Here is an 18,329-nt window from a genome sequence, read left to right as displayed (position 1 = left end):
GTTAGTTTGACACGAGTGTCCATTTTTGTGGACTCGGGTGTCATTCAAGCGGCAGCTAAACCGGGCTAACCGCCGAGGGAGGCAAACGACGCGCGGGGGTGAAACGCGCGCGGCCGAACTCTGTCCGACGCTTGTTGCCGGACCGCCTGCTCGCCCATCAGTCACAACAGCAGTCTTGGGATTTACTGCTATGAACGCAAAACTCATCCGTATGGCCATCGTGCTTGGCCTGTTGTCGGTGATCGGCCCCGTCGCCATCGACATGTACCTGCCGGCCCTGCCGGAAATCGGCGGGCAACTGGGCGTCGCCGATGCCTCGGTGCAGCTCAGCCTGATGTCTTTCATGGCCGCCTTCGCGGTGGGCCAGCTGTTCTATGGTCCGGTCAGCGACATGGTGGGGCGCAAGCCGCCGCTCTATATCGGCACGCTGGTGTTCATCGCCGGCTCGATCGGTTGTGCCGTGGCGCCATCGGTCGAGTGGCTGATCGTTTCGCGCTTCGTGCAGGGCATCGGCGGTTGCGCCGCGATGTCGCTGCCGCGCGCCATCGTGCGCGACGAGTATACCGGCGCCGAAGCGGCGCAGCTGTTCAGCCTGATCATGCTGGTGTTCTCGATCTCGCCGATCCTGGCCCCGTTGGCGGGCAGCGTGGTCATCGCCTTCGGCGACTGGCGGCTGCTGTTCTGGGTGATGGGCGCGGTCGGCGTGTTCGGCCTCGTGCTCTCGGTCGTCGCCCTCAAGGAGACGCGTCCAAAACACCTGAGGACCGAGTCGACGATCGGCGGCGCCATCCGCGGCTATGGCTCGCTGCTCAAGGACTGGAACTTCATGGGCCTGACCTTCATCGGCGCCTTCGGCATGTCGGCTTTCATGGCCTTTATCGGCAACTCGAGCTTCGTGTTCATCGAGCACTACGGGTTGACGCCGACCCAGTACAGCCTCGCCTTCTCGGTCAACGCCATCTCGTTCTTCGCGGTGTCGCAGTCGACGGGCTTCATGGTGAAGCGCTTCGGGCTGCAGCGCGTGGTGCGCTGGGCGGTCACCGGCTTCGCGATCTCGATGGCGCTGCTGGCCGGCATCTTCCTCGCCGGCATCGACAGCATGTGGGTGCTCTCCGGCCTGATGTTCATCGCCTTCGGCTTCCTCGGCCTGGTGCTGCCCACCACCGGGGTGCTGGCGATGGAAGAACACGGCGAGTTCGCCGGCACGGCCTCGGCCCTGATGGGGACGCTGCAGATGGTGCTGGGCGCGGTGGTGATGGGGATCGTCGGCGCCTTCCACGACGGCACCGCCATCCCGATGGTGCTCGGCTTCGCCGCCTGCGCCATCCTCGCCTTCATCCTGACCCAGGTGACGATCCGCACCACGGTCACCCCGGTGGTTGGCGCCCCGGCTGAGTAACCGCTATCCCGTGCAGGGAGGGGGCGCGGGAGGAAACTTCCGCGCCTTTTCTTCTGGGGAAGCCTACTGAAGCAGACGACCCCCTCCCGGCCTCCTCCATAAAAGCAAGGCAGTCGCATATGGCTTGGAGGGCACCTCTTGCCTTCTCCCCTTGTGGGAGAAGGTGGCCGAAGGCCGGATGAGGGGTGCTCTCCGCGTACTCAATCGCCCCTCGCTACGCTCAGGTCGCGCTACACTTCGTTGCGCGGACCCCTCATCCGCCCTTCGGGCACCTTCTCCCACAAGGGGAGAAGGCCCTCCGACAGCTGTCAGGGGCTTATATGCGGCTGGCCTCTAGCGGGGGAACATGGGAGGGGGCCGTCTCTTTCAGTCGGACGATCTCAGCTCTTCGGCATATCCGGGCAGACATACGGCACGGTGGCCGTCACGTATTTCTCTTCCACCGCGTCGTTGCCGAGCTTGAGCTTCAGCACCAGTTCGGCATCGGTGAGGGAGACGATGTCGGCCGTGATATCCATGCCGTCCTCGTTCCACTTGAGCGCGGTATCCGAGGTGAGCTCCCAAGGGCTCAGCCGGTGGGTCTCCCAGCAGGAATCCTGCACCAGCGTGCCGTCGGAGAGGAAAATCTTCATCACGCCGGGCAGGTCGCCATCTGCCTTGGTCCAGACGCGGTCGACGAGGCCGGCCTTGCCGGTCTTCACTGCGGATTCGGCCGGTGCGGCCTCCTCGGCGAAGGCCGGGAGGCACGCCGTGGAGCCGACGCCCCACATGGCGAGCAAGGCAAAAAGGGCGGCTTTGCTGGTCATTCGGTGTCGATCTCCAGTGGTGGTCGGAAACAGGTGCGTCGCAGGTCTCATGCAGCAGGCACGGGGATTGCGACGGAAATCGGATCATTAGCGCACGAAAATGAACGGCCGATGAGCGCCCCTACTGCCTGAGGCCCAGGGCGCGATCCCGGTCGCGGATGCGGTTGCGGGCCTGCTTGGGCCAGAGCTGATAGGCGTCGCCGCCGCCCTCGAGGATGTGGCGGGCATGCACGGCCCAGTTCGGGTCTTCGAGCGCGGTGCGGGCAAAGGCGACGAGATCGGCCTCGCCTTCGGCGAGGATCCGTTCGGCATCATGCGGATCGTCGATCAGGCCCACGGCAATGGTGGGGACACCGGCCGCGCGAATGGCCCTGGACAGCTCCACCTGGTAGAGCGGCGCCGCCTTCAGTGCGTAGCCGTCGAAGCCGCCCGACGAGCAGTGGATCATGTCGACGCCGAGCCGCTGCATTTCACGCGACAATACGATCGAGTCCTCGACGCCCCAGCCGCCCGGGCTGCCGTCGGTCACCGACAGACGGACGATCAGCGGCTTGTCCGCCGGCCAGGCGGCGCGAACCGCCTCCGTCACTTCGAGAGCGAAGCGCATCCGGTTCTCGCGGCTGCCGCCATAGGCATCGGTGCGATGGTTGGCGAGCGGCGAGAGGAACTGGCTGATCAGGTAGCCGTGGGCGCCGTGGATCTCGACGGTATCGAAGCCGGCCTGGTCGGCCCGTCGGGCGGCGTCGGCAAAGCTCTGGACCACGCGTTGAATGCCCGCCAGGCCCAGCGCCACCGGCATCTGGTAGCCCGGATTGTCGGCGTGGCGTTCGGCGCTGGGCGCCTCGGGCACCCAGGTCTCGTAGCCGTATTCGCGCTTGTCGGCCTCGGTCTCGTTGAAACCGCCGCGCCACCAGATCGGCGTGGCCGCCTTGCGGCCGGCATGCCCGAGCTGGATGCCCGTCGCCGCGCCTTCGGCCTTGAGGAATTTGACGATATGGGCGAGCGGCGCGATCTGCTCGTCGTTCCACAGCCCCAGGTCGCCGTAGGAGATGCGGCCCTCGGGGTGACGCCGGTGGCCTCGAGGATGACGAGACCGAAGCCGCCGAGCGCGAAGCGGCCGAGGTGCACGAAATGCCAGTCATTGGCGAGGCCGTGCTGGGCCGAGTACTGGCACATCGGGGCGATGACCGTGCGATTGCGCAGGGTCAGGCCACGCAAGGTGAACGGCGAGAAAAGTTGGGACATTGGTGGTCTTGCTGCAGAGGGAGGGAAAGGGTGCGATGTTGCACAGCCTCGGCTCCATCGGCAAGTACCGATGATCACCATGGCGTGTGCCGGGGAAACGGGCTTGCCGGGCGAGCCAACGGCAATGGCGCGCGGGCACCGACTGCGAGGGCGAGAGCGGCAAGGCCACCGATACGCTGTTCGTCCCCGAGGGTGACAGCGGCACGACCTGGCGGGTCAGCAACGCCGACTAGGCGGGGCGACCGGCTAGTCGGTCACCGTGTACTCGGTGATGCCATTGGCCGCGACGCTGAGGCGCTGCCGCGCCTCGCCATAGCCGACCGAGCCCGCATCGACATCCCAGCAGCCGGCCGAAACGGCGAAGCTGTAGCTTTGCCCGGAGGACAGCGCGACGGTATCGGGCAGGCGATCGAGACCATAGGTCGAGGCGCCGCATTCGGAGATCAGGATCACGTCGATGACGCGGCCGGTGCCGTTGACCACGGTGATGGTGCCGGTCGGCTCGCCCGGACGGATCAGTTCCCCACCGGTGATCCAGGCGTCGCCGCTGCAGCCGGCCAGTAATGCCAAACAGGTCGTCGATGCGGCCATGCGAAATACTGAAGTCATCTTGTCCCCCCAAATGACGAGAGGACGTGCCGCTCCGTCGCTCCCCCGGCAATTGCTAGCAGAGCGATGAGACCAGTCAATCAGTCCGCTTGAACTTGCGGTCGAAACGGGTGGGAAATTCAGGCGGCCTGGGGCCTCCGATGGCCGGATACTTCCGCGCCCGCGTTCCGTTCGAGCGCCAGCAGCTGCAGGGCGCAGGTTATGATGGTCAGTCCCATCACCAGATAGGCGATCTGGAAGTCGAGTACGCCGAGCGCCGGCGCCCCGCGCCAGATCTGGCTGAGATTGAGGCACCCCGCCGCGATGGCGACACCGAACACCATCGAGAGCTGCTGCGACATGGAGGAAATGGTGGTGGCCGAGCTCCGCTGTTTCGCGTCGATATCGGCAAAGGCCAGGGTGGCAAGGGCGGTGAACTGCATCGAGCGCGTGGCTCCGGCGATGAACAGCACCGCGACGGTGAGCAGGTAAGGGGTCTGAGGCCCCAGCAGGCCACAGGCCGCTACGGCGATGCCGGCCAGCACGCCGTTGACCGTCAGGATGGTGCGGAAGCCGAAGCGGCGCAGGGTCGGGGTGGTCACCGCCTTGATCGCGAGGTTGCCGAAGAAGTAGATCACCACCAGGCCGCCGGCGCTCAGCGCATCCATGCCGTAGGCAACCTGGAACATCAGCGGCAGCAGGAAGGGTGTGGCGTTGATCGCCGTCCTGAGGATGGCGCCCGCCTTGGCGTCGGTCGCCGCGAAAGTCCGGACCTTCAACGTCCTGAGGTCGATCAGCGGATGCCTGGCGTTCAGCAGCCAGCGCACGGCGCAGAAACCGACGGCAAGCCCGACCACGATCAGCAGAGCCGACATCCAGATCGGCATGCCGCCCTGAACGAGGGCATCGAAACCGTAAAGCAGACAGCCCAGGGTGATGCCGGTGAGGACGAAGCCGACGGCGTCGAAGGGCCGCTCGGCAAACTCGGTATCCCTGGGAACGATCAGCAGCACCAGCGCCATGCCGACGATGCCGAGCGGAATGTTTATCCAGAAGTTCCAGTGCCAGGAGATGTATTCGGTGATGAAGCCGCCGAGCGCCGGGCCGATCACCGGCGCGAACAAGGCCGGCCAGATGGTGAGGCCGATGGCTGAGACGATTTCCGACTTCTGCGCCGTGCGCAGCACGATGATACGCCCCACCGGGAACAGCACCGAGCTGCTGGCGCCCTGCAGGGCGCGGGCGACGGCGAACTGGCCCAGGTCCGCGGCCATGCCGCAGGCGATCGAGGTCAGCGTGAACAGCGCGATGGCGACGACGAACACCCGTCGGGCGCCGAAGCGGTCCGACAGCCACGCCGCGGCCGGAATGCATACCGCCACCGCCAGCATGTAGATGGTGATGCCGAGGCTCATCTCCAGCGTGCCGACATTGAAATCGAGCGCCATGCGGGGCAGGGCGGTGACGATGATCACCCCATCCAGAAACTGCATGAACAGCGTGGCGGCGACCACGAGGGCGACGTTGCGGGCGTGTGGGCTGAGCGGTGAGGACATGGTGAGGATGCGATTGACTAGTATGGTACCAATACATCAATCGCTGCCGGCGGGTATCGGCGAATAGGATGAGGCGGGTGATTTTGCGCCGGAGTGGCGTTGGCGCACTGATCACCTCTCCCTTGGGGAGAGGTCGGGCCGGAGGCCCGGGTGAGGGGGCCTTTCCCACGCTCGGCGCTTGTGGCAAGGCCCCCTCACCCTGACCCTCTCCCCCAAGGGAGAGGGGACGCTGGGGCGCTGCCAGCGCTTACCCCTTAACCGCTCCGGCCGTCATCCCCGCCACGATCTGCCGGTTGAAGAACAGGTAGACGATCAGCGGCGGGATGGTGATCAAGAGGATGTTCATGAACAGCAGGTGCAGCGAGGTATTGAACTGCCCCTGGAAGTTGAACAGCGTCAGCTGCACGGTGACGTTCTGCTTGCCCGGCAGGTAGTAGAGCGGGTTGGTGAAATCGTTGAAGATCGCCACCGACTGCACCACGATTACCGTCACCACCACCGGCTTCAGCAACGGCAGCACCACCTGGAAGAACAGCCGCAGCGGCCCGGCGCCGTCGATGATCGCCGCCTCGTCGAGTTCCCTCGGGATGGTGGCGACGAAGGCGCGGAAGAGGAGGATGGTGAAGCTCAGCCCGTAGGCGACCTCGATCAGGATCATGCCGTGCAGGGTCTTGAACAGGCCGACCGATTGCAGCACCCAGATGGTGGGGACGACCGCCGGCGGGATGATCAGTCCGGCCAGCACCAGGAAGTTGACGATCGGGGTCCAGCGCGACGGCCGGCGCTGCAGGACGAAGCCGACCATGGCGCCCAGCACCACCAGCAGCGTGACACTGGCGACGGTGAGGATGATCGAGTTGACGAAGGCGGTGACGAGCATGAAGTCCTGCGTGCGCACCACCTCGACCAGGTTGTCCCAGAAGTGCCAGCTGGTCGGCCAGTCGAACGAGCGGGTCGCGGCCTGCCGCCGGTCCTTGACGGCGGTCAGGACGATGAAGGCGAACGGCACGAGGAAGACGACCACCGAGGCCGCGATGGCGATGCCGCCATAGATGTAGCGCTGGGCGTGCCTCACCGGTCCACCTCCTTGCGGTTGAGGAACAGCGAGAGCGGCACGATGATCAGCGCCACCATGACGAAGAGCACGACGTTGCCGGCGGTGGAGAGCCCATAGAAGCCTGCCTGGTACTGCTTGTAGATCACCGAGGCGATGACGTCGGAGGTGAAGCCGGGGCCGCCCTTGGTCATCGCCCAGATCAGGTCGAACGAGCGCAGGCCGCCGATGAAGCTGAGGATCACCACGGTCGCGGTGGCCGGATGGACAAGCGGCAGGGTGACGGTCCAGAAGCGCTGCCATGAGCTGGCGCCGTCGATCCTCGCGGCCTCGTAATACTCGAGCGGGATCGAGACGATGCCGGCGATGTAGATGACGGTGGCGAGCCCGACGCCCTTCCACACATCGACCAGCGCCACCGAATAGAGGGCGAAGCGCGGGTCCGTAAGCCAGCCCGGGCCCTTGATGCCGATCGAGGCCAGCGTCTCGTTGATCAGCCCCTGGGTGGGGTGCATAATGGCGGTGAAGGTGATGCCGACGCCGACGGTCGAGACCAGCACGGGAAAGAACACCACGGCGCGGAGGTACCCGCGGCCGAAGATGTCGGAGGTCAAGAGCAGCGCCAGCAATAGCCCGAGCACGACCTTGAGGCTCGAGGTGACAACGCCGTAGATCAGCGTGTTGACGAGGCCCTGGAACAGGAAGGGCTCGCGGAAGAACTGGGCGAAGTTCTCGAGCCCGATGAAATCGGCTTTCTGCAGGGTCCAGCGCGTCAGGCTGAAGAACAGCGACGCGAAGGTGGGCAGCATGAACAGCACGGCGAAGATGATGGCCGCAGGCAGGTAGAACCAGCTCGGATAGAGCCCCGCCGTGCGCGACTTGCGCGCCGGCCTCGCGACCGGCGCCGAGCCTTCTGCAACCGCAACTGCCATACCCGTCCCTCCTCAAGGCTCTGACGAGGCGCCCTCGGGGCGCCTGGGTATCGGCGTCCGACGACGGGGCCGGACGCCGAGTTTTCACATGCGATCGGCGCTTTTACCAGCCGGGCAGGCCGAGCTGCTGGGCCTGCTTCTTGACGTCTTCATCGTAGAGCGCGGCGCCGTCAGCGGCGGAGCGGATGCCCGAGCCGACTTCCACGGTGATCTGCTCGAGCGCCGGACCCTTGATGGGCGAGAGGTACTCGAGGGCCGGGGCGCTGTGGCCGCCGTCCTGGAAGTAGGGCAGCAGGTCGGAGACCACCGGCGGCACGTCGGCGGGCAGGGTGCAATCCTTTACCAGGTATGGACCGGTCGCGCCGGCCGACTGGGTCTGGATATCGCAGCCTTCGATGGAGGCGACGAAGGCGATGAACTCCTTGGCCTCCGCCTGGTGCTGCGAGGTCTTGGGGATGTAGAGGCCCGCCGGCATCCAGGTGGTGAGGCCGTTGCTGGCCGCGTCGTCGCCGGGGATGGCGAAGAAGCCGACATCGTTGATGTGCTCCGGCGCCAGTTCCTTGATGTTGGCCACCGCGAAGGACAGCATCGGGTAATGCGCGCCTTCGCCCGTCGCGACCTTGGTCACGCCGTCGGGGAAGGTGGCGGCAGCGAAATCCTCGTTGAGGTAGCCGCCCTTGAAGATCTCTTCCTGGCGTTCGAACCCCTTCATGGCGGCAGGAGTGGTGGCGTACTTGGCCTTGCCGGCAGTGTAGTCGGCCGCAAAGGTGGGGACCGCGGCCTGCACGTTGTAGAAGTCGCCCAGGACGAACAGCTGGCTGGTCCAGGTTTCGCCGAAAGTCTGGATCACCGCGGCCTTGCCGGCAGCCTTGATCTTGTCGTTGTTGGCCATGAACTCGGCCCATGACTTCGGCACCGACAGGCCCAGTTCCTTGTAGATGGGGATGTTGTAGAGGATGCCGCCGCCCATCGCCGTGCCGATCGGCGCGCCGTAGACACGGCCATCGGTGCCGGTGACGGTCGTCTTGAAGCTGTCGATCACGTTGGCCTGGAACGGCTCATCGGTGAGATCGACGAGGTTCTGCACCGGGTTGATCGCCTGGAACAGCGAGCCGGCATTGTAGAGGAATACGTCGGCCATCTCGCTGGTGGCGAGCCGCGTCTTGATCAGGTTGTCGCCATCGGCGCCACCGGGGCGGCTCTCGGTCTCGATATCGATATTGGGGTGCTTGGCCTCGAAGGCGGCAGCCAGGGCCTCGGCCATGGCCACGGTCGAGGGGGCATTGTCGAACAGGAAGGTCAGCTTGACCTTGTCCTGCGCGCTCGCGGCGCCCGCAAGGATCACGACGATGCCGGTGGTCGCCAGCGCCGCACGCGTCAGATTGCGCATCAGCATTGATAGTTCCTCCCTTGGGGCCGCCACGGGTCCTCCGGCGGCCGGTTGCAGTTCTTGTTCAGTTCGTCCGTCCCGCCGGCTCCTCCGCCGTCAGGGCTTGCTGATCCGGAATGTCACCTTGTGCTTTCCGGGCGCGAGCAGGCTGCGCGCTTTTCCGTCGGTGCCGCGCTCGCTGACGGCGATGCCGTCGACGCTGGCATCGGTATAGTCGGGGGCGAGAACGAGCGTGCCGCTGGCCCCCTCGGGCACCGTGATGGTGTAGATCACCTTGCTGCCATCGACCTTCCAGCCCGCCTCGATCCGGCCGGCGGCCGAGTCATGGTTGGCGGCGACCGGCGACAGCGCCGGGATGATGGTGGGCTCGAAGAAGATGTGCTTGAAGGCCGGCAGGGCCGGATCGGGGCGGAAGCCCGCGACGCCTTCGAGCAGCCACTGGCACACCGCGCCATAGGCGTAGTGGTTGTAGCTGTTCATCTGCGGGTCGAACGCCACGCCGTCTTCGTTGAGCGCATTCCAGCGCTCCCAGATGGTGGTGGCGCCCATCTTCACCTGGAACAACCAGCCGGGCAGGCCCTCCTGCAGGAACACTGCTGCAGCAAGATCGGCTTCTCCGATCTTGACCAGTGCCGGCAAGAGTGCCGGGGTGCCGATGAAACCGGTGCCGATGCGCCCGTGGGCGCGGGCCACCGTTTCCTTGAAGTAGCCTTTGGCCGCCTCGTAGTGCTCGGGCGGGATCAGGTCCCACAGGAAGCCCAGCGCATAGGAGGTCTGGTCGTTGTAGCCGGTCCGCCCCGAGGCGGTGATGAACTCGCGCTGATAGGCCTTCCTGACCAGTTCGGCGCGCTCGTTGAGCCGCCTGGCCTGGGCCTGGTCGCCGACCACCTCGGCCGCCTTCGCGGCGAGGTGCGAGGAGATGTAGAGGTAGATCGTGGCTGCTGCGTCGTCGCCGATAGTCGGATAGGGCTTGGCGAAATCGCCCTGCGGCTGCAGCCAGTCGCCGAAGGTGAAGCCGCGCCCACCCCAGCCGGCTGGCGGCCGGACGATCGGGCCATCGCTGATCGACCAGACGAAGTCGTTCCACTTGACCATGGCCGGCAGCGCTTCCTCGAGGATCGCGCGGTCGCCATAGTGGGTGTAGAGCGTCCAGGGGATCACGGCGATGGCATCGCCCCAGCCGGTCGAGCCATAAAAGCCCGGCACCACATCCTCATGGTTGCGGGTCGGATCGGGCACCACGTGCGGGATGGCGCCATCGGCGCGCTGGTCGGCGATCAGGTCGCGTACATACTTGACCAGCATGCCGTGGCTCTCGTGCAGGTAGCACGCGGTTGGGGCAAAGACCTGCGCGTCGCCGGTCCAGCCCAGTCGCTCGTCGCGCTGCGGGCAGTCGGTGGGCACCTCGATGAAGTTGGAGCGCTGCGACCAGACGGTGTTCTCGACCAGCCGGTTGACCAGCGGGTTGGCCGAACTGAAGTTGGCGGTACGGGTGATGGCCGAGCTGATCGGGATCATCTCGATCTTGCTGATCGTCGCCTTGCCCTCGATGGCGACGCGGGCGAAGCGGAAGCCGAAGAAGCTGAAGGTGGGGCGATAGCTTTCCGGCCCGCCGCCCTTCAGCACGTACTCGACCCGAGCCTCGGCCGAGCGCATGCTCTCGCGGTCGAACTGACCCAGATGGTTGGTCAGCTCGGCGTGCTCGATGGTGACCTTGGCGCCGGCTTCGCCCTCGACGGTGAAAGCGACATAGCCGCCGGCATTCTGGCCGAAATCATAGACGGTCCGGCCTTCCGCATCGGCGAAGGAGTTGACCACCGGCAGGGCAGGAAGCTCATGCACCCCGGCCGTCTCGGCCGGCAGCAGCGTCGATTTGTCGAAACCATCAAGCACCGTGGCGGTACCGCTCGCCGGCGCATCCTCGGCGCGGGCGTCATAGTTCTCGCCATAGTAGATGCCGGATTTGAGGATCGGAGCGAGGCCGCTCTGCCAGCTGGCGTCGGTGCCGACGATCAGCTCGCCATCGGCGCCGCGCAGCTCGGCGATGGCGCCGACCTTGTCGCCCCAGGTGTTGAGCAGCTGGTTGCGCGGCCACATCATGCGCGAGCGATACCAGCCGTCGCCCAGCCAGATGTCGATGGTGTTGTCGCCGTCCTCGAGCAGGCCGGAGACGTCGTAGGTCTGGAAGCTGAGCCGGTCCCAATAGCTGGTCCAGCCCGGGGTCAGCAGGTCGTCGCCGACCCGCTTGCCATTGATGAAGGCGCGGTAGAGGCCAAGCGCGCTGATCCGCAGCGTCGCGCCGCCGCCGCCGGCGGGGCGGTGGAAGCTCTTGCGCAGGAACGACGACTGCGTGCCGACACCCTGGTCGACGCTGGGGTGGATCATGTCGGCAACCCAGGCGCCTTGGCTGGATACGGCTTCACCTGCCCGGATGAGCATCGTCTCGTTCACTTTTGCATCCTCCCAGGGACCTGTTTCGGTCCGTGCGGCGCCATGCGGCTGCCGATCAACGTGTGACGTTCTACGTATACCGTTCTACACAATCTGTTCAAGCAGGATTCGCGCACGAACCGCCAAATCGGCGCATTAGTCGCCAAATGCCCTCAAAAACCGCCAAAATCGCTCACGTTGTGTTGTGGAAAGCGGGTTGCTAGAAGGGGGCGGTTCGGGGGGAACTGTGGCGCCAACAACGAAAACCGGCCGAGTCACCATCAAGACGGTCGCCGCCGATGCCGGGGTGTCGGTAGCCGCGGTTTCCAAGGTGCTGCGCGACGCCTATGGGGTGAGCGACACGCTGCGCGCCCGGGTTCAGGCGTCAATGGAACGGCTGAACTACCGCCCGCATGCCGGCGCCCGTGCCATGCGCGGCCGCACCTACACGCTGGGCATCCTGTTGCCCGACATGCGCAATCCGTTCTTTGCCGATATTCTTGCTGGGGTGAACGAGGCGCTGGAACGCACCCAATACCAGACCATGATCGGGGTCAGCCGCTCGGCCGAGACAATCGAGATGTCGCTGATCGACTCGATGATCGACCGACAGATGGACGGCCTGATCATGATCGGTCCGCGCATGCCGCCCGAGACGGCAGAGTCGGTCTCCGTCCGCATCCCGACGGCCGTAGTCGGCTACCATGTGCCGCAACTGGCGACGCTCGATACCGCCAACAACGATGATGTGGCCGGAGCGGCGCAGGTGGTCCGCCACCTCGCCGCCAATGGCTATCGCCGCATCACCATGGTGACGCTCGCCGTACCCACCAAGAACGTGGTGGTCACGGTGCAGCGCGAGCGCGGCTATCGCGAAGCGATGAAGGAACACGGGCTCGGCCAGCACATCAACATCGTGCCGGCCGATCAGACGGCGCGCGAGGTGCAGACAGTGGTCCGCCACCTGCTCGAATCCCGGCATCGGCCGGAAGCGCTGTTCTGCTGGACCGACATGGTGGCGCTGCATGCGCTCAGCGTCGCCAAGGACCTGGGGCTGTCGGTCCCCGGCGATCTCGCCGTCGTCGGCTACGACAACACCATCTATTGCGACCTGGCGCAGAACAGCCTGACCAGCGTCGACCAATCCGGCCAGGTGCTGGGTCTGCAGGCGGCGCGCCTGCTGATCGAGCGGATCGACGGCCGGCAGCAGGGCGACCATTTCGTCGTCACGCCACGCCTCGTGGTGCGCGGCAGCTCGCGGCCCCGCCCTTCGTAGTGCTTTCCTTCAGCTACCATTCCAGCCCATCATTATCCCTCAACGAACCCGATAGAGATCATGCCGTTTTTCGACCTGCCGCAGTCACAGCTCGACAGCTACCGTTCGAGCGCCGTCGCTCCCGCCGATTTCGACAGCTTCTGGGCTGAGACGCTCCAGCAGTCGCGGGCCAAGCCGCTGGAGGCGGTGTTCCAGCCGGTCGATACCGGGCTCAAGCTGTTCGACGTCGCCGACGTCACCTTCTCCGGCTTCGGCGGGGACCGGGTGCGCGGCTGGTATATCAAGCCGGCCGGTGCGGCGCCGCGCGGCACCGTGGTGAAGTTCATCGGTTACGGCGGTGGCCGCGGGTTGCCGCAGGAGCATCTGCTGTGGCCGGCCACCGGCCGCGCCGTGCTGGTGATGGATACACGCGGGCAGGGCAGTTCGTGGTCGCGCGGCGATACGCCCGATCCCGCCGGGTCGTTCCCGGCGCATCCCGGGTTCATGACCCGCGGCATCAACGATCCCAAAGACTATTACTATCGCCGCGTCTACACCGATGGCGTGCGCGCGGTGGAGGCGGTGCTCGGGCGCGCCGAGACCGATCCGGCAAAGCTCGCCGTAGTCGGCGGCAGCCAGGGCGGCGGCATCTCGATCGCCGTGGCGGGACTCGAGCCCAAGGTGAAAGCGGCGATGCCGGACGTGCCGTTCCTCTGCGATTTCCCGCGGGCGGTGGGCCTCACCAGCCGCGACCCCTATGGGGAGATCGTCCGCTTCCTCGCCACCCATCGCGAGAAGGCGGCCGCCGCCTACAACACCATCAACTATTTCGACGGCGTGCATTTCTCGGCACGCTCGAAGGCGGCCGCGCTGTTCTCGGTGGCGCTGATGGACGATGTCTGTCCGCCTTCCACGGTCTATGGCGCCTACAATGCCTGGGGCGGTCCCAAGACCATCGAGAGCTATACCTTCAACAACCACGAGGGCGGCGGCACCTGGCAGGAGCGGCGGCAGGTGGCCTGGCTCGACGAGACCCTGCCGTGACCGCCCTGACGCTCGACTATGCCGACCGCGACGGCGCCAGCGCCCGTCGCCGGTGGGCCGTGTCGCGCGTCGCGATCTATGCCCTGCTGGCGCTGTTTGCCCTGGTCTATGCAGTGCCGGCGCTGCTGGTGTTCTTCAATTCGTTCCGGGATGGCGAGGAGGTGTTTCGCAACGGCATCATCGCCATCCCGGAGAGTTTTTCGTTCGACAACTACCGGCGCGCCTGGAACGATGCCTGCGTCAGCGGCATGTGCCGCGGGCTCGGGCCCAACTTCCTCAACTCGCTGATCATCACCGTGCCGGCGACCATCGCCACCACCGTCCTCGGGGCGCTGAACGGCTATGTGCTGAGCAAGTGGAAGTTTCGGGGCTCCGAATTCATCTTCGTGATGATCTTCCTCGGCATCTTTCTGCCCAGCCAGATCGCGCTGCTGCCTTGGGCCTGGATCATCGGTCAGCTCGGCCTGCAGAACAACGTGCTGGGTCTGTTGCTGATCCATACGGTGATGGGGATCTCGTTTGCGACGCTGTTCTTCCGCAACTTCTACACGGGCGTGCCGACCGAGATCATCAAGGCTGCGCAGGTCGACGGGGCCGGCTTCTGGCGCATCTTCCTGCGTGTGATGCTGCCGCTCTCGGGACCGATCATCGCGGTCACGGTGATCTGGCAGTTCACCCAGATCTGGAACGAGTACCTCTACGGCATGGTGTTCACCTCGGGGACGCAGCAGCCGATCACCGCGGCGATCATGGGGGTGCGGGCCGGCGGTTCGGCGGCCACGGTGATGATGGCGATCGTTCCGCCGCTGCTGGTGTATCTGATCGGCGGCAAGTACTTTGTGCGCGGACTCACCCAAGGGGCACTGAAGTAGGCATGACGACCAGGAACTACGTGATCGACGAGATGATCTCGGCCAAGGCGATCGCGGCCCGGGTGGAGGCGCTCGCCAAGGAAATCTCCAGCCACTATGCCGGCACCGACAAGCTGGTGGTGGTCGGGCTGCTGCGCGGCTCGTTCATCTTCATCGCCGACCTGGTGCGCGAGCTCGACCTGCCGGTGGAGGTCGATTTCCTCGAGGTTTCGAGTTACGGCAACTCCACCGAGTCGAGCCGCGAAGTGCGCATCCTCAAGGATCTGCGCGGCGAGATCGAAGGCCGCGACGTGCTGGTGGTCGAGGACATCGTCGATACCGGCTACACGCTGAAGCACGTGCTCGAGATCCTCGCGACGCGCCATCCCAAGCGCATCGAAGTCTGTGCGCTGCTCGACAAGCCGTCGCGACGCGAGACCAATGTGAAAGCCCGCTGGATCGGTTTCGAGATCCCCGACAAGTTCGTCGTCGGTTACGGGATCGACTATGCGCAGCGCAACCGGAACCTCGGTCACATCGGCGCCGTGCGATTCACCGACTGAAGTCGGGCGGGGAGGGGACATGGATCGCGCGCTGCTCGCTGCGGTGGTCGACCGCATCATGCCGGCCGACCAGGACGGCGGGGCCATCGCCCTGGGGGCGCTGGATTACCTCGACGGGATCCTTGCCGCGCGGCCCAAGCTGGGAGCCGCTATCGCGGCCGGCCTCGTCGGCCTGCCGCCAGGCTTCGTCGGCCTCGCCGATGTCGACAAAGACGCCGCCCTTGCCGCAGTCGATGGCGCGGCGTGGTTCCGTGAGCTGTGCGAGCTGGTCGCGGAGGGCGTCTATGCCGATCCAGGCAATGGCGGCAATCGCAGCGCGGCGTCGTGGCGGATGGTCGGCTACGAGCACGGACTGCCGGAAGGCCCGACTGGCCCTGCCGCGCGCCACGGGCGACCGCCGCAAGCCTTCTCAGGCACGCTCGACTATGACGTGATCATCGTCGGCGCGGGAGCCGGCGGGGGCGTGGCGGCCGGGGTGCTCGCCGAAGCCGGCAAGCATGTGCTGCTGCTCGAACGCGGGCTGCAGCGCGACTATGCCGATAGCGGCTATCGCGATCACCTGCGCAACCATCGGCTGGCACTCTACGGCCACAATACCGGCCCGGACCTCGACGGCAACCCGCGGGTACTGGTCGGCGCCGATGGCGTCGAGCAGGTGCTGCACCCGCACGAGAACGGCTACCAGAACCTCGCCTCGGCCGTCGGCAGCGGCACGCTGGTCTATGGCGCGCAGGCTTGGCGCTTTCATCGCGCCGATTTCAAGATGGCGAGCCTCTATGGCGTCCCGCAAGGCTCGTCGCTGGTCGATTGGCCGATCGGCTACGATGACCTCGCGCCGTGGTACGAGCGGGCCGAATGGGAGATCGGCGTCGCGGGCGACGGCGCCGCCCATAGCCACGAAGGGCTGCGCGCCCGCGACTACCCGATGCGCCGCTACCGGACAGCCCGGCGCGCTCCGTCCTCAAGCGCGGTGCCGATGCGCTCGGCATCACGACGACGCGACCGCCGCTCGCCATCAACAGCCAGCCGCGGCACGGCCGCGACGCCTGCATCGGCTGCGGCAGCTGTGTCGGCTTTCCATGCCCGAGCGACGCCAAGAACGGCACGCAGAACACCATGATAGCGCGGGCGCTCGCCACCGGGCGCTGTCACCTCGTCACCGGGCGATGGTGCTGCGGTGGGAGACGGACGGCGCCGGCAAAGTCACCGGAGTGCGGTTTGCCGACAGCAGCGGGGCCGAGCATGCGGTGCACGGCAAAGCGGTCGTCCTCGCCGGTGGCGCGATCGAGACGGCGCGGCTGCTGCTCAACTCACCGTCTGCGCGCGAACCGAACGGGCTGGGCAATGGGCACGACCTCGTCGGGCGAAACCTGCAGGGCCATGTCTACGCCACCGCCTATGGGCAGTTCGACGAGGCGGTCCATGCCTCGCGCGGTCCGGGCGTCAGCATCGCCACCACTGCCTACAACCACGGCAACCCCGGTTTCGTCGGCGGCGGCATGCTGGCCGACGATTTCGTGCAGCCGCCGATCATCTTCTGGAAGAACGTGCTGCCGCCCGGGCAACGGCGGCGCCAAAGGGCCGCGCCGCCCACCAATGGCGCCGGACCGGTGCACGAGATCCCCAATGCCGAAGCCCGGGTGCAGATCGCTCCGGCAGTGCGCGACAAGTGGGACTGCCGGTTGCTGGCGTCGGGCAGGGTGCACGCCGAGACGGTGCGCACCGCGCACTACATGCACGGCAAGGCGCTCGACTGGCTGCGTGCGTCCGGCGCGCTGGCGACCTGGGGCCTCGCGCCCGACCCCGTGCTGTCCGGTGGCAGCACCAGGCCGGCACCTGCCGCATGGGCACCGATCCCTCCAACTCGGTGACCGACGCATTTGGCCGAGTCTGGGGCCACGACAACCTGTTCGTTTCGGATGGCGGGCTGCACCCGACCAATGGCGGTTTCAACCCGGTGCTGACGATCATGGCACTGGCGTTCCGCAACGCCGATCATCTCGCACTTCGCAATAGCCGGCCCGATAGGTCCCGGTTTCCGGATCGAAGCTGCGGTACTTGCGGCAGAAGCGAGGTGTTTGACTTTTTCGAGGTCGAGAGACTCTGCTAGTGTCGACACCGGAGCTCTCGGAAGTTCCGGAGCTATCCGCAACCAGTGGAGAAGCATGATGGCCGAGACGCAGACTTCGACAGCTTCGGAATTTCCTCCTCGCCTGCGGGCCCTGCTTGGCGACAACTGGTGGTTGCTGCTGTTGCGCGGCATCGCCGCCATTGCCTTCGGCGTGCTGGCGATGCTGTGGCCGGGCATCACGCTGATCTCCCTGACCCTGCTATGGGGCGCCTACACGCTGGTCGATGGTCTTCTTCGCGCTGTGGGCGGCCATCTCGGGCCGGGCGACGTCGCCGGCCATGGGGCATCGCTGGTGGATGGCCATCAGTGGTGTCGTCAGCATCCTTGCCGGCCTTGCCGCCTTCTTCTGGCCCGGCATGACCGCCTTCATCCTGCTCATCTTCATCGGCATCTGGGCGATCATCATCGGCGTGCTGACGATCTGGGGGGCGCCATTCAGGCGCGCAAGGAGATCGAGGGCGAATGGGTGCTCGGCCTGTTCGGCCTGCTCAGCATTGCCTTCGGCGCCCTGGTTGTTCCTGCCGGGGGCAGGGGCACTGTCGCTGATCTGGACGATCGCCGGCTACTCGATCTTCGCGGGCGTGTTGCTGATCATGCTGGCTTTCCGGGTCCGCAAGTTCAAGCGGCCAGCGGCCGCCTGAGGTGCGGCGGGCGTTCTAGAAGCGCCCGGACATGGTGCCGCGGATCGACGTCGCCGCAAGGCCGGTGGTGTCGATCCCGTGGTCGGCCAGGGCGGCGCGTCCAGCCGGGCCCGGTCAGCGTCATACCGGCAGTGAGGCCGGCATAGGTGCTGTCGATCCCCACATCCTCGCCGGTTCCGCCGACGCCGGCGCGGATGCCCACGGTCGGCGTCAGCTCGAGCCCGTCGCCGAAAGCGAAGGTCCGCGCGGCGGTCAGCGCTCCACCCAGCTCGAGGGTCGAAGCGGTGAAGCCATCGACATCGACGACATCGCCGCGTGGATTGGTCACCGTGTAGGCGCCGACAGTCTCGGTGGCGTAACGGAGGTTGGCGCTGGGCCTGATGGTGAAGGCGTCGGCGCGCCATTCTCCCTCGATGTCGACCTTGGTGATGAGCGGTCGGTCTC

17 protein-coding genes and 2 pseudogenes are annotated in these 18,329 nt (G+C 66.2%); 10 read left to right on the top strand and 9 right to left on the bottom strand.

Going from position 1 to position 18,329, the window contains the following annotated elements; genetic code table 11:
* The first annotated feature begins 190 nt into the window (after positions 1-190).
* Positions 191-1,399, top strand: coding sequence for a multidrug effflux MFS transporter (locus APS40_RS00090; RefSeq protein WP_055045121.1), 1,209 nt, complete (start codon positions 191-193; stop codon positions 1,397-1,399).
* A 380-nt stretch (positions 1,400-1,779) separates the two neighbouring features.
* Here APS40_RS00090 and APS40_RS00085 read toward each other — a convergent pair whose 3' ends face one another.
* The 8 genes and pseudogenes from APS40_RS00085 to APS40_RS00050 all read right to left on the bottom strand — a co-directional run bounded on the left by APS40_RS00085 (position 1,780) and on the right by APS40_RS00050 (position 11,409).
* Positions 1,780-2,205: a hypothetical protein gene (locus tag APS40_RS00085; protein WP_055045120.1), complete on the bottom strand. Its 426-nt coding sequence runs from the start codon at positions 2,203-2,205 to the stop codon at positions 1,780-1,782.
* A 121-nt stretch (positions 2,206-2,326) separates the two neighbouring features.
* A pseudogene (locus APS40_RS00080) lies at positions 2,327-3,450 on the bottom strand (NADH:flavin oxidoreductase/NADH oxidase).
* Between the two features lie 246 nt (positions 3,451-3,696).
* Positions 3,697-4,059, bottom strand: a complete 363-nt coding sequence (locus tag APS40_RS00075) for a hypothetical protein (protein WP_156342767.1) — start codon at positions 4,057-4,059, stop codon at positions 3,697-3,699.
* Positions 4,060-4,178: 119 nt separating this feature from the next.
* Positions 4,179-5,594 carry an MFS transporter gene (locus APS40_RS00070; protein ID WP_055045118.1) on the bottom strand — a complete coding sequence of 472 codons (1,416 nt, stop codon included), beginning with the start codon at positions 5,592-5,594 and terminating at the stop codon, positions 4,179-4,181.
* Positions 5,595-5,841: 247 nt separating this feature from the next.
* The gene (locus APS40_RS00065) at positions 5,842-6,669 is read right to left on the bottom strand and encodes a carbohydrate ABC transporter permease (RefSeq protein ID WP_055045117.1); all 828 of its coding nucleotides are present in this window, start codon (positions 6,667-6,669) and stop codon (positions 5,842-5,844) included.
* Positions 6,666-7,580 carry a carbohydrate ABC transporter permease gene (locus tag APS40_RS00060; RefSeq protein WP_055045116.1) on the bottom strand — a complete coding sequence of 305 codons (915 nt, stop codon included), beginning with the start codon at positions 7,578-7,580 and terminating at the stop codon, positions 6,666-6,668. Before APS40_RS00060 ends, APS40_RS00065 begins: the two co-directional genes overlap by 4 nt.
* 103 nt (positions 7,581-7,683) lie before the next feature.
* Positions 7,684-8,970 carry an ABC transporter substrate-binding protein gene (locus APS40_RS00055; RefSeq protein ID WP_055049488.1) on the bottom strand — a complete coding sequence of 429 codons (1,287 nt, stop codon included), beginning with the start codon at positions 8,968-8,970 and terminating at the stop codon, positions 7,684-7,686.
* Positions 8,971-9,066: 96 nt separating this feature from the next.
* Complete coding sequence (locus APS40_RS00050) at positions 9,067-11,409, bottom strand: alpha-L-rhamnosidase (protein WP_055049487.1); 2,343 nt, start codon at positions 11,407-11,409, stop codon at positions 9,067-9,069.
* A gap of 238 nt (positions 11,410-11,647) precedes the next feature.
* Between APS40_RS00050 and APS40_RS00045 the strand changes: the two genes are divergently transcribed.
* From APS40_RS00045 to APS40_RS00010, 9 genes and pseudogenes are all read left to right on the top strand, one after another.
* Entirely contained in the window at positions 11,648-12,676 is a 1,029-nt protein-coding gene (locus APS40_RS00045) for a LacI family DNA-binding transcriptional regulator (protein WP_055045115.1), read from the top strand.
* Positions 12,677-12,736: 60 nt separating this feature from the next.
* The gene (locus APS40_RS00040) at positions 12,737-13,699 is read left to right on the top strand and encodes an acetylxylan esterase (RefSeq protein ID WP_055045114.1); all 963 of its coding nucleotides are present in this window, start codon (positions 12,737-12,739) and stop codon (positions 13,697-13,699) included.
* Positions 13,696-14,571, top strand: coding sequence for a carbohydrate ABC transporter permease (locus APS40_RS00035; protein ID WP_335338169.1), 876 nt, complete (start codon positions 13,696-13,698; stop codon positions 14,569-14,571). The genes APS40_RS00040 and APS40_RS00035 overlap by 4 nt, the downstream gene beginning before the upstream one ends.
* Before the next feature lie 2 nt (positions 14,572-14,573).
* Positions 14,574-15,113 carry a hypoxanthine phosphoribosyltransferase gene (gene hpt / locus APS40_RS00030; protein ID WP_055045113.1) on the top strand — a complete coding sequence of 180 codons (540 nt, stop codon included), beginning with the start codon at positions 14,574-14,576 and terminating at the stop codon, positions 15,111-15,113.
* Positions 15,114-15,132: 19 nt separating this feature from the next.
* Complete coding sequence (locus APS40_RS25125; protein WP_055045112.1) at positions 15,133-16,233, top strand: gluconate 2-dehydrogenase subunit 3 family protein; 1,101 nt, start codon at positions 15,133-15,135, stop codon at positions 16,231-16,233.
* A gap of 46 nt (positions 16,234-16,279) precedes the next feature.
* Entirely contained in the window at positions 16,280-16,984 is a 705-nt protein-coding gene (locus tag APS40_RS25120; RefSeq protein ID WP_055045111.1) for a GMC family oxidoreductase N-terminal domain-containing protein, read from the top strand.
* Positions 16,957-17,223 (top strand): GMC oxidoreductase, encoded by a 267-nt coding sequence (locus tag APS40_RS25115; RefSeq protein WP_055045110.1) that lies wholly within the window; start codon positions 16,957-16,959, stop codon positions 17,221-17,223. Before APS40_RS25120 ends, APS40_RS25115 begins: the two co-directional genes overlap by 28 nt.
* 55 nt (positions 17,224-17,278) lie before the next feature.
* Positions 17,279-17,434: pseudogene (locus APS40_RS25555) on the top strand (HdeD family acid-resistance protein); the annotation flags it as partial.
* A 34-nt stretch (positions 17,435-17,468) separates the two neighbouring features.
* Positions 17,469-17,885 (top strand): DUF308 domain-containing protein, encoded by a 417-nt coding sequence (locus APS40_RS00010; protein WP_197279400.1) that lies wholly within the window; start codon positions 17,469-17,471, stop codon positions 17,883-17,885.
* On the opposite strand, the gene APS40_RS00005 is transcribed toward APS40_RS00010, so the two are convergent.
* Complete coding sequence (locus tag APS40_RS00005) at positions 17,863-18,213, bottom strand: hypothetical protein (protein WP_055049485.1); 351 nt, start codon at positions 18,211-18,213, stop codon at positions 17,863-17,865. The genes APS40_RS00010 and APS40_RS00005 overlap by 23 nt on opposite strands.
* Positions 18,214-18,329 lie beyond the last annotated feature (116 nt).

Source organism: Devosia sp. A16 (assembly GCF_001402915.1).
Lineage (GTDB): Bacteria > Pseudomonadota > Alphaproteobacteria > Rhizobiales > Devosiaceae > Devosia_A.
This window is presented reverse-complemented; position numbering and strand designations above follow the sequence as displayed.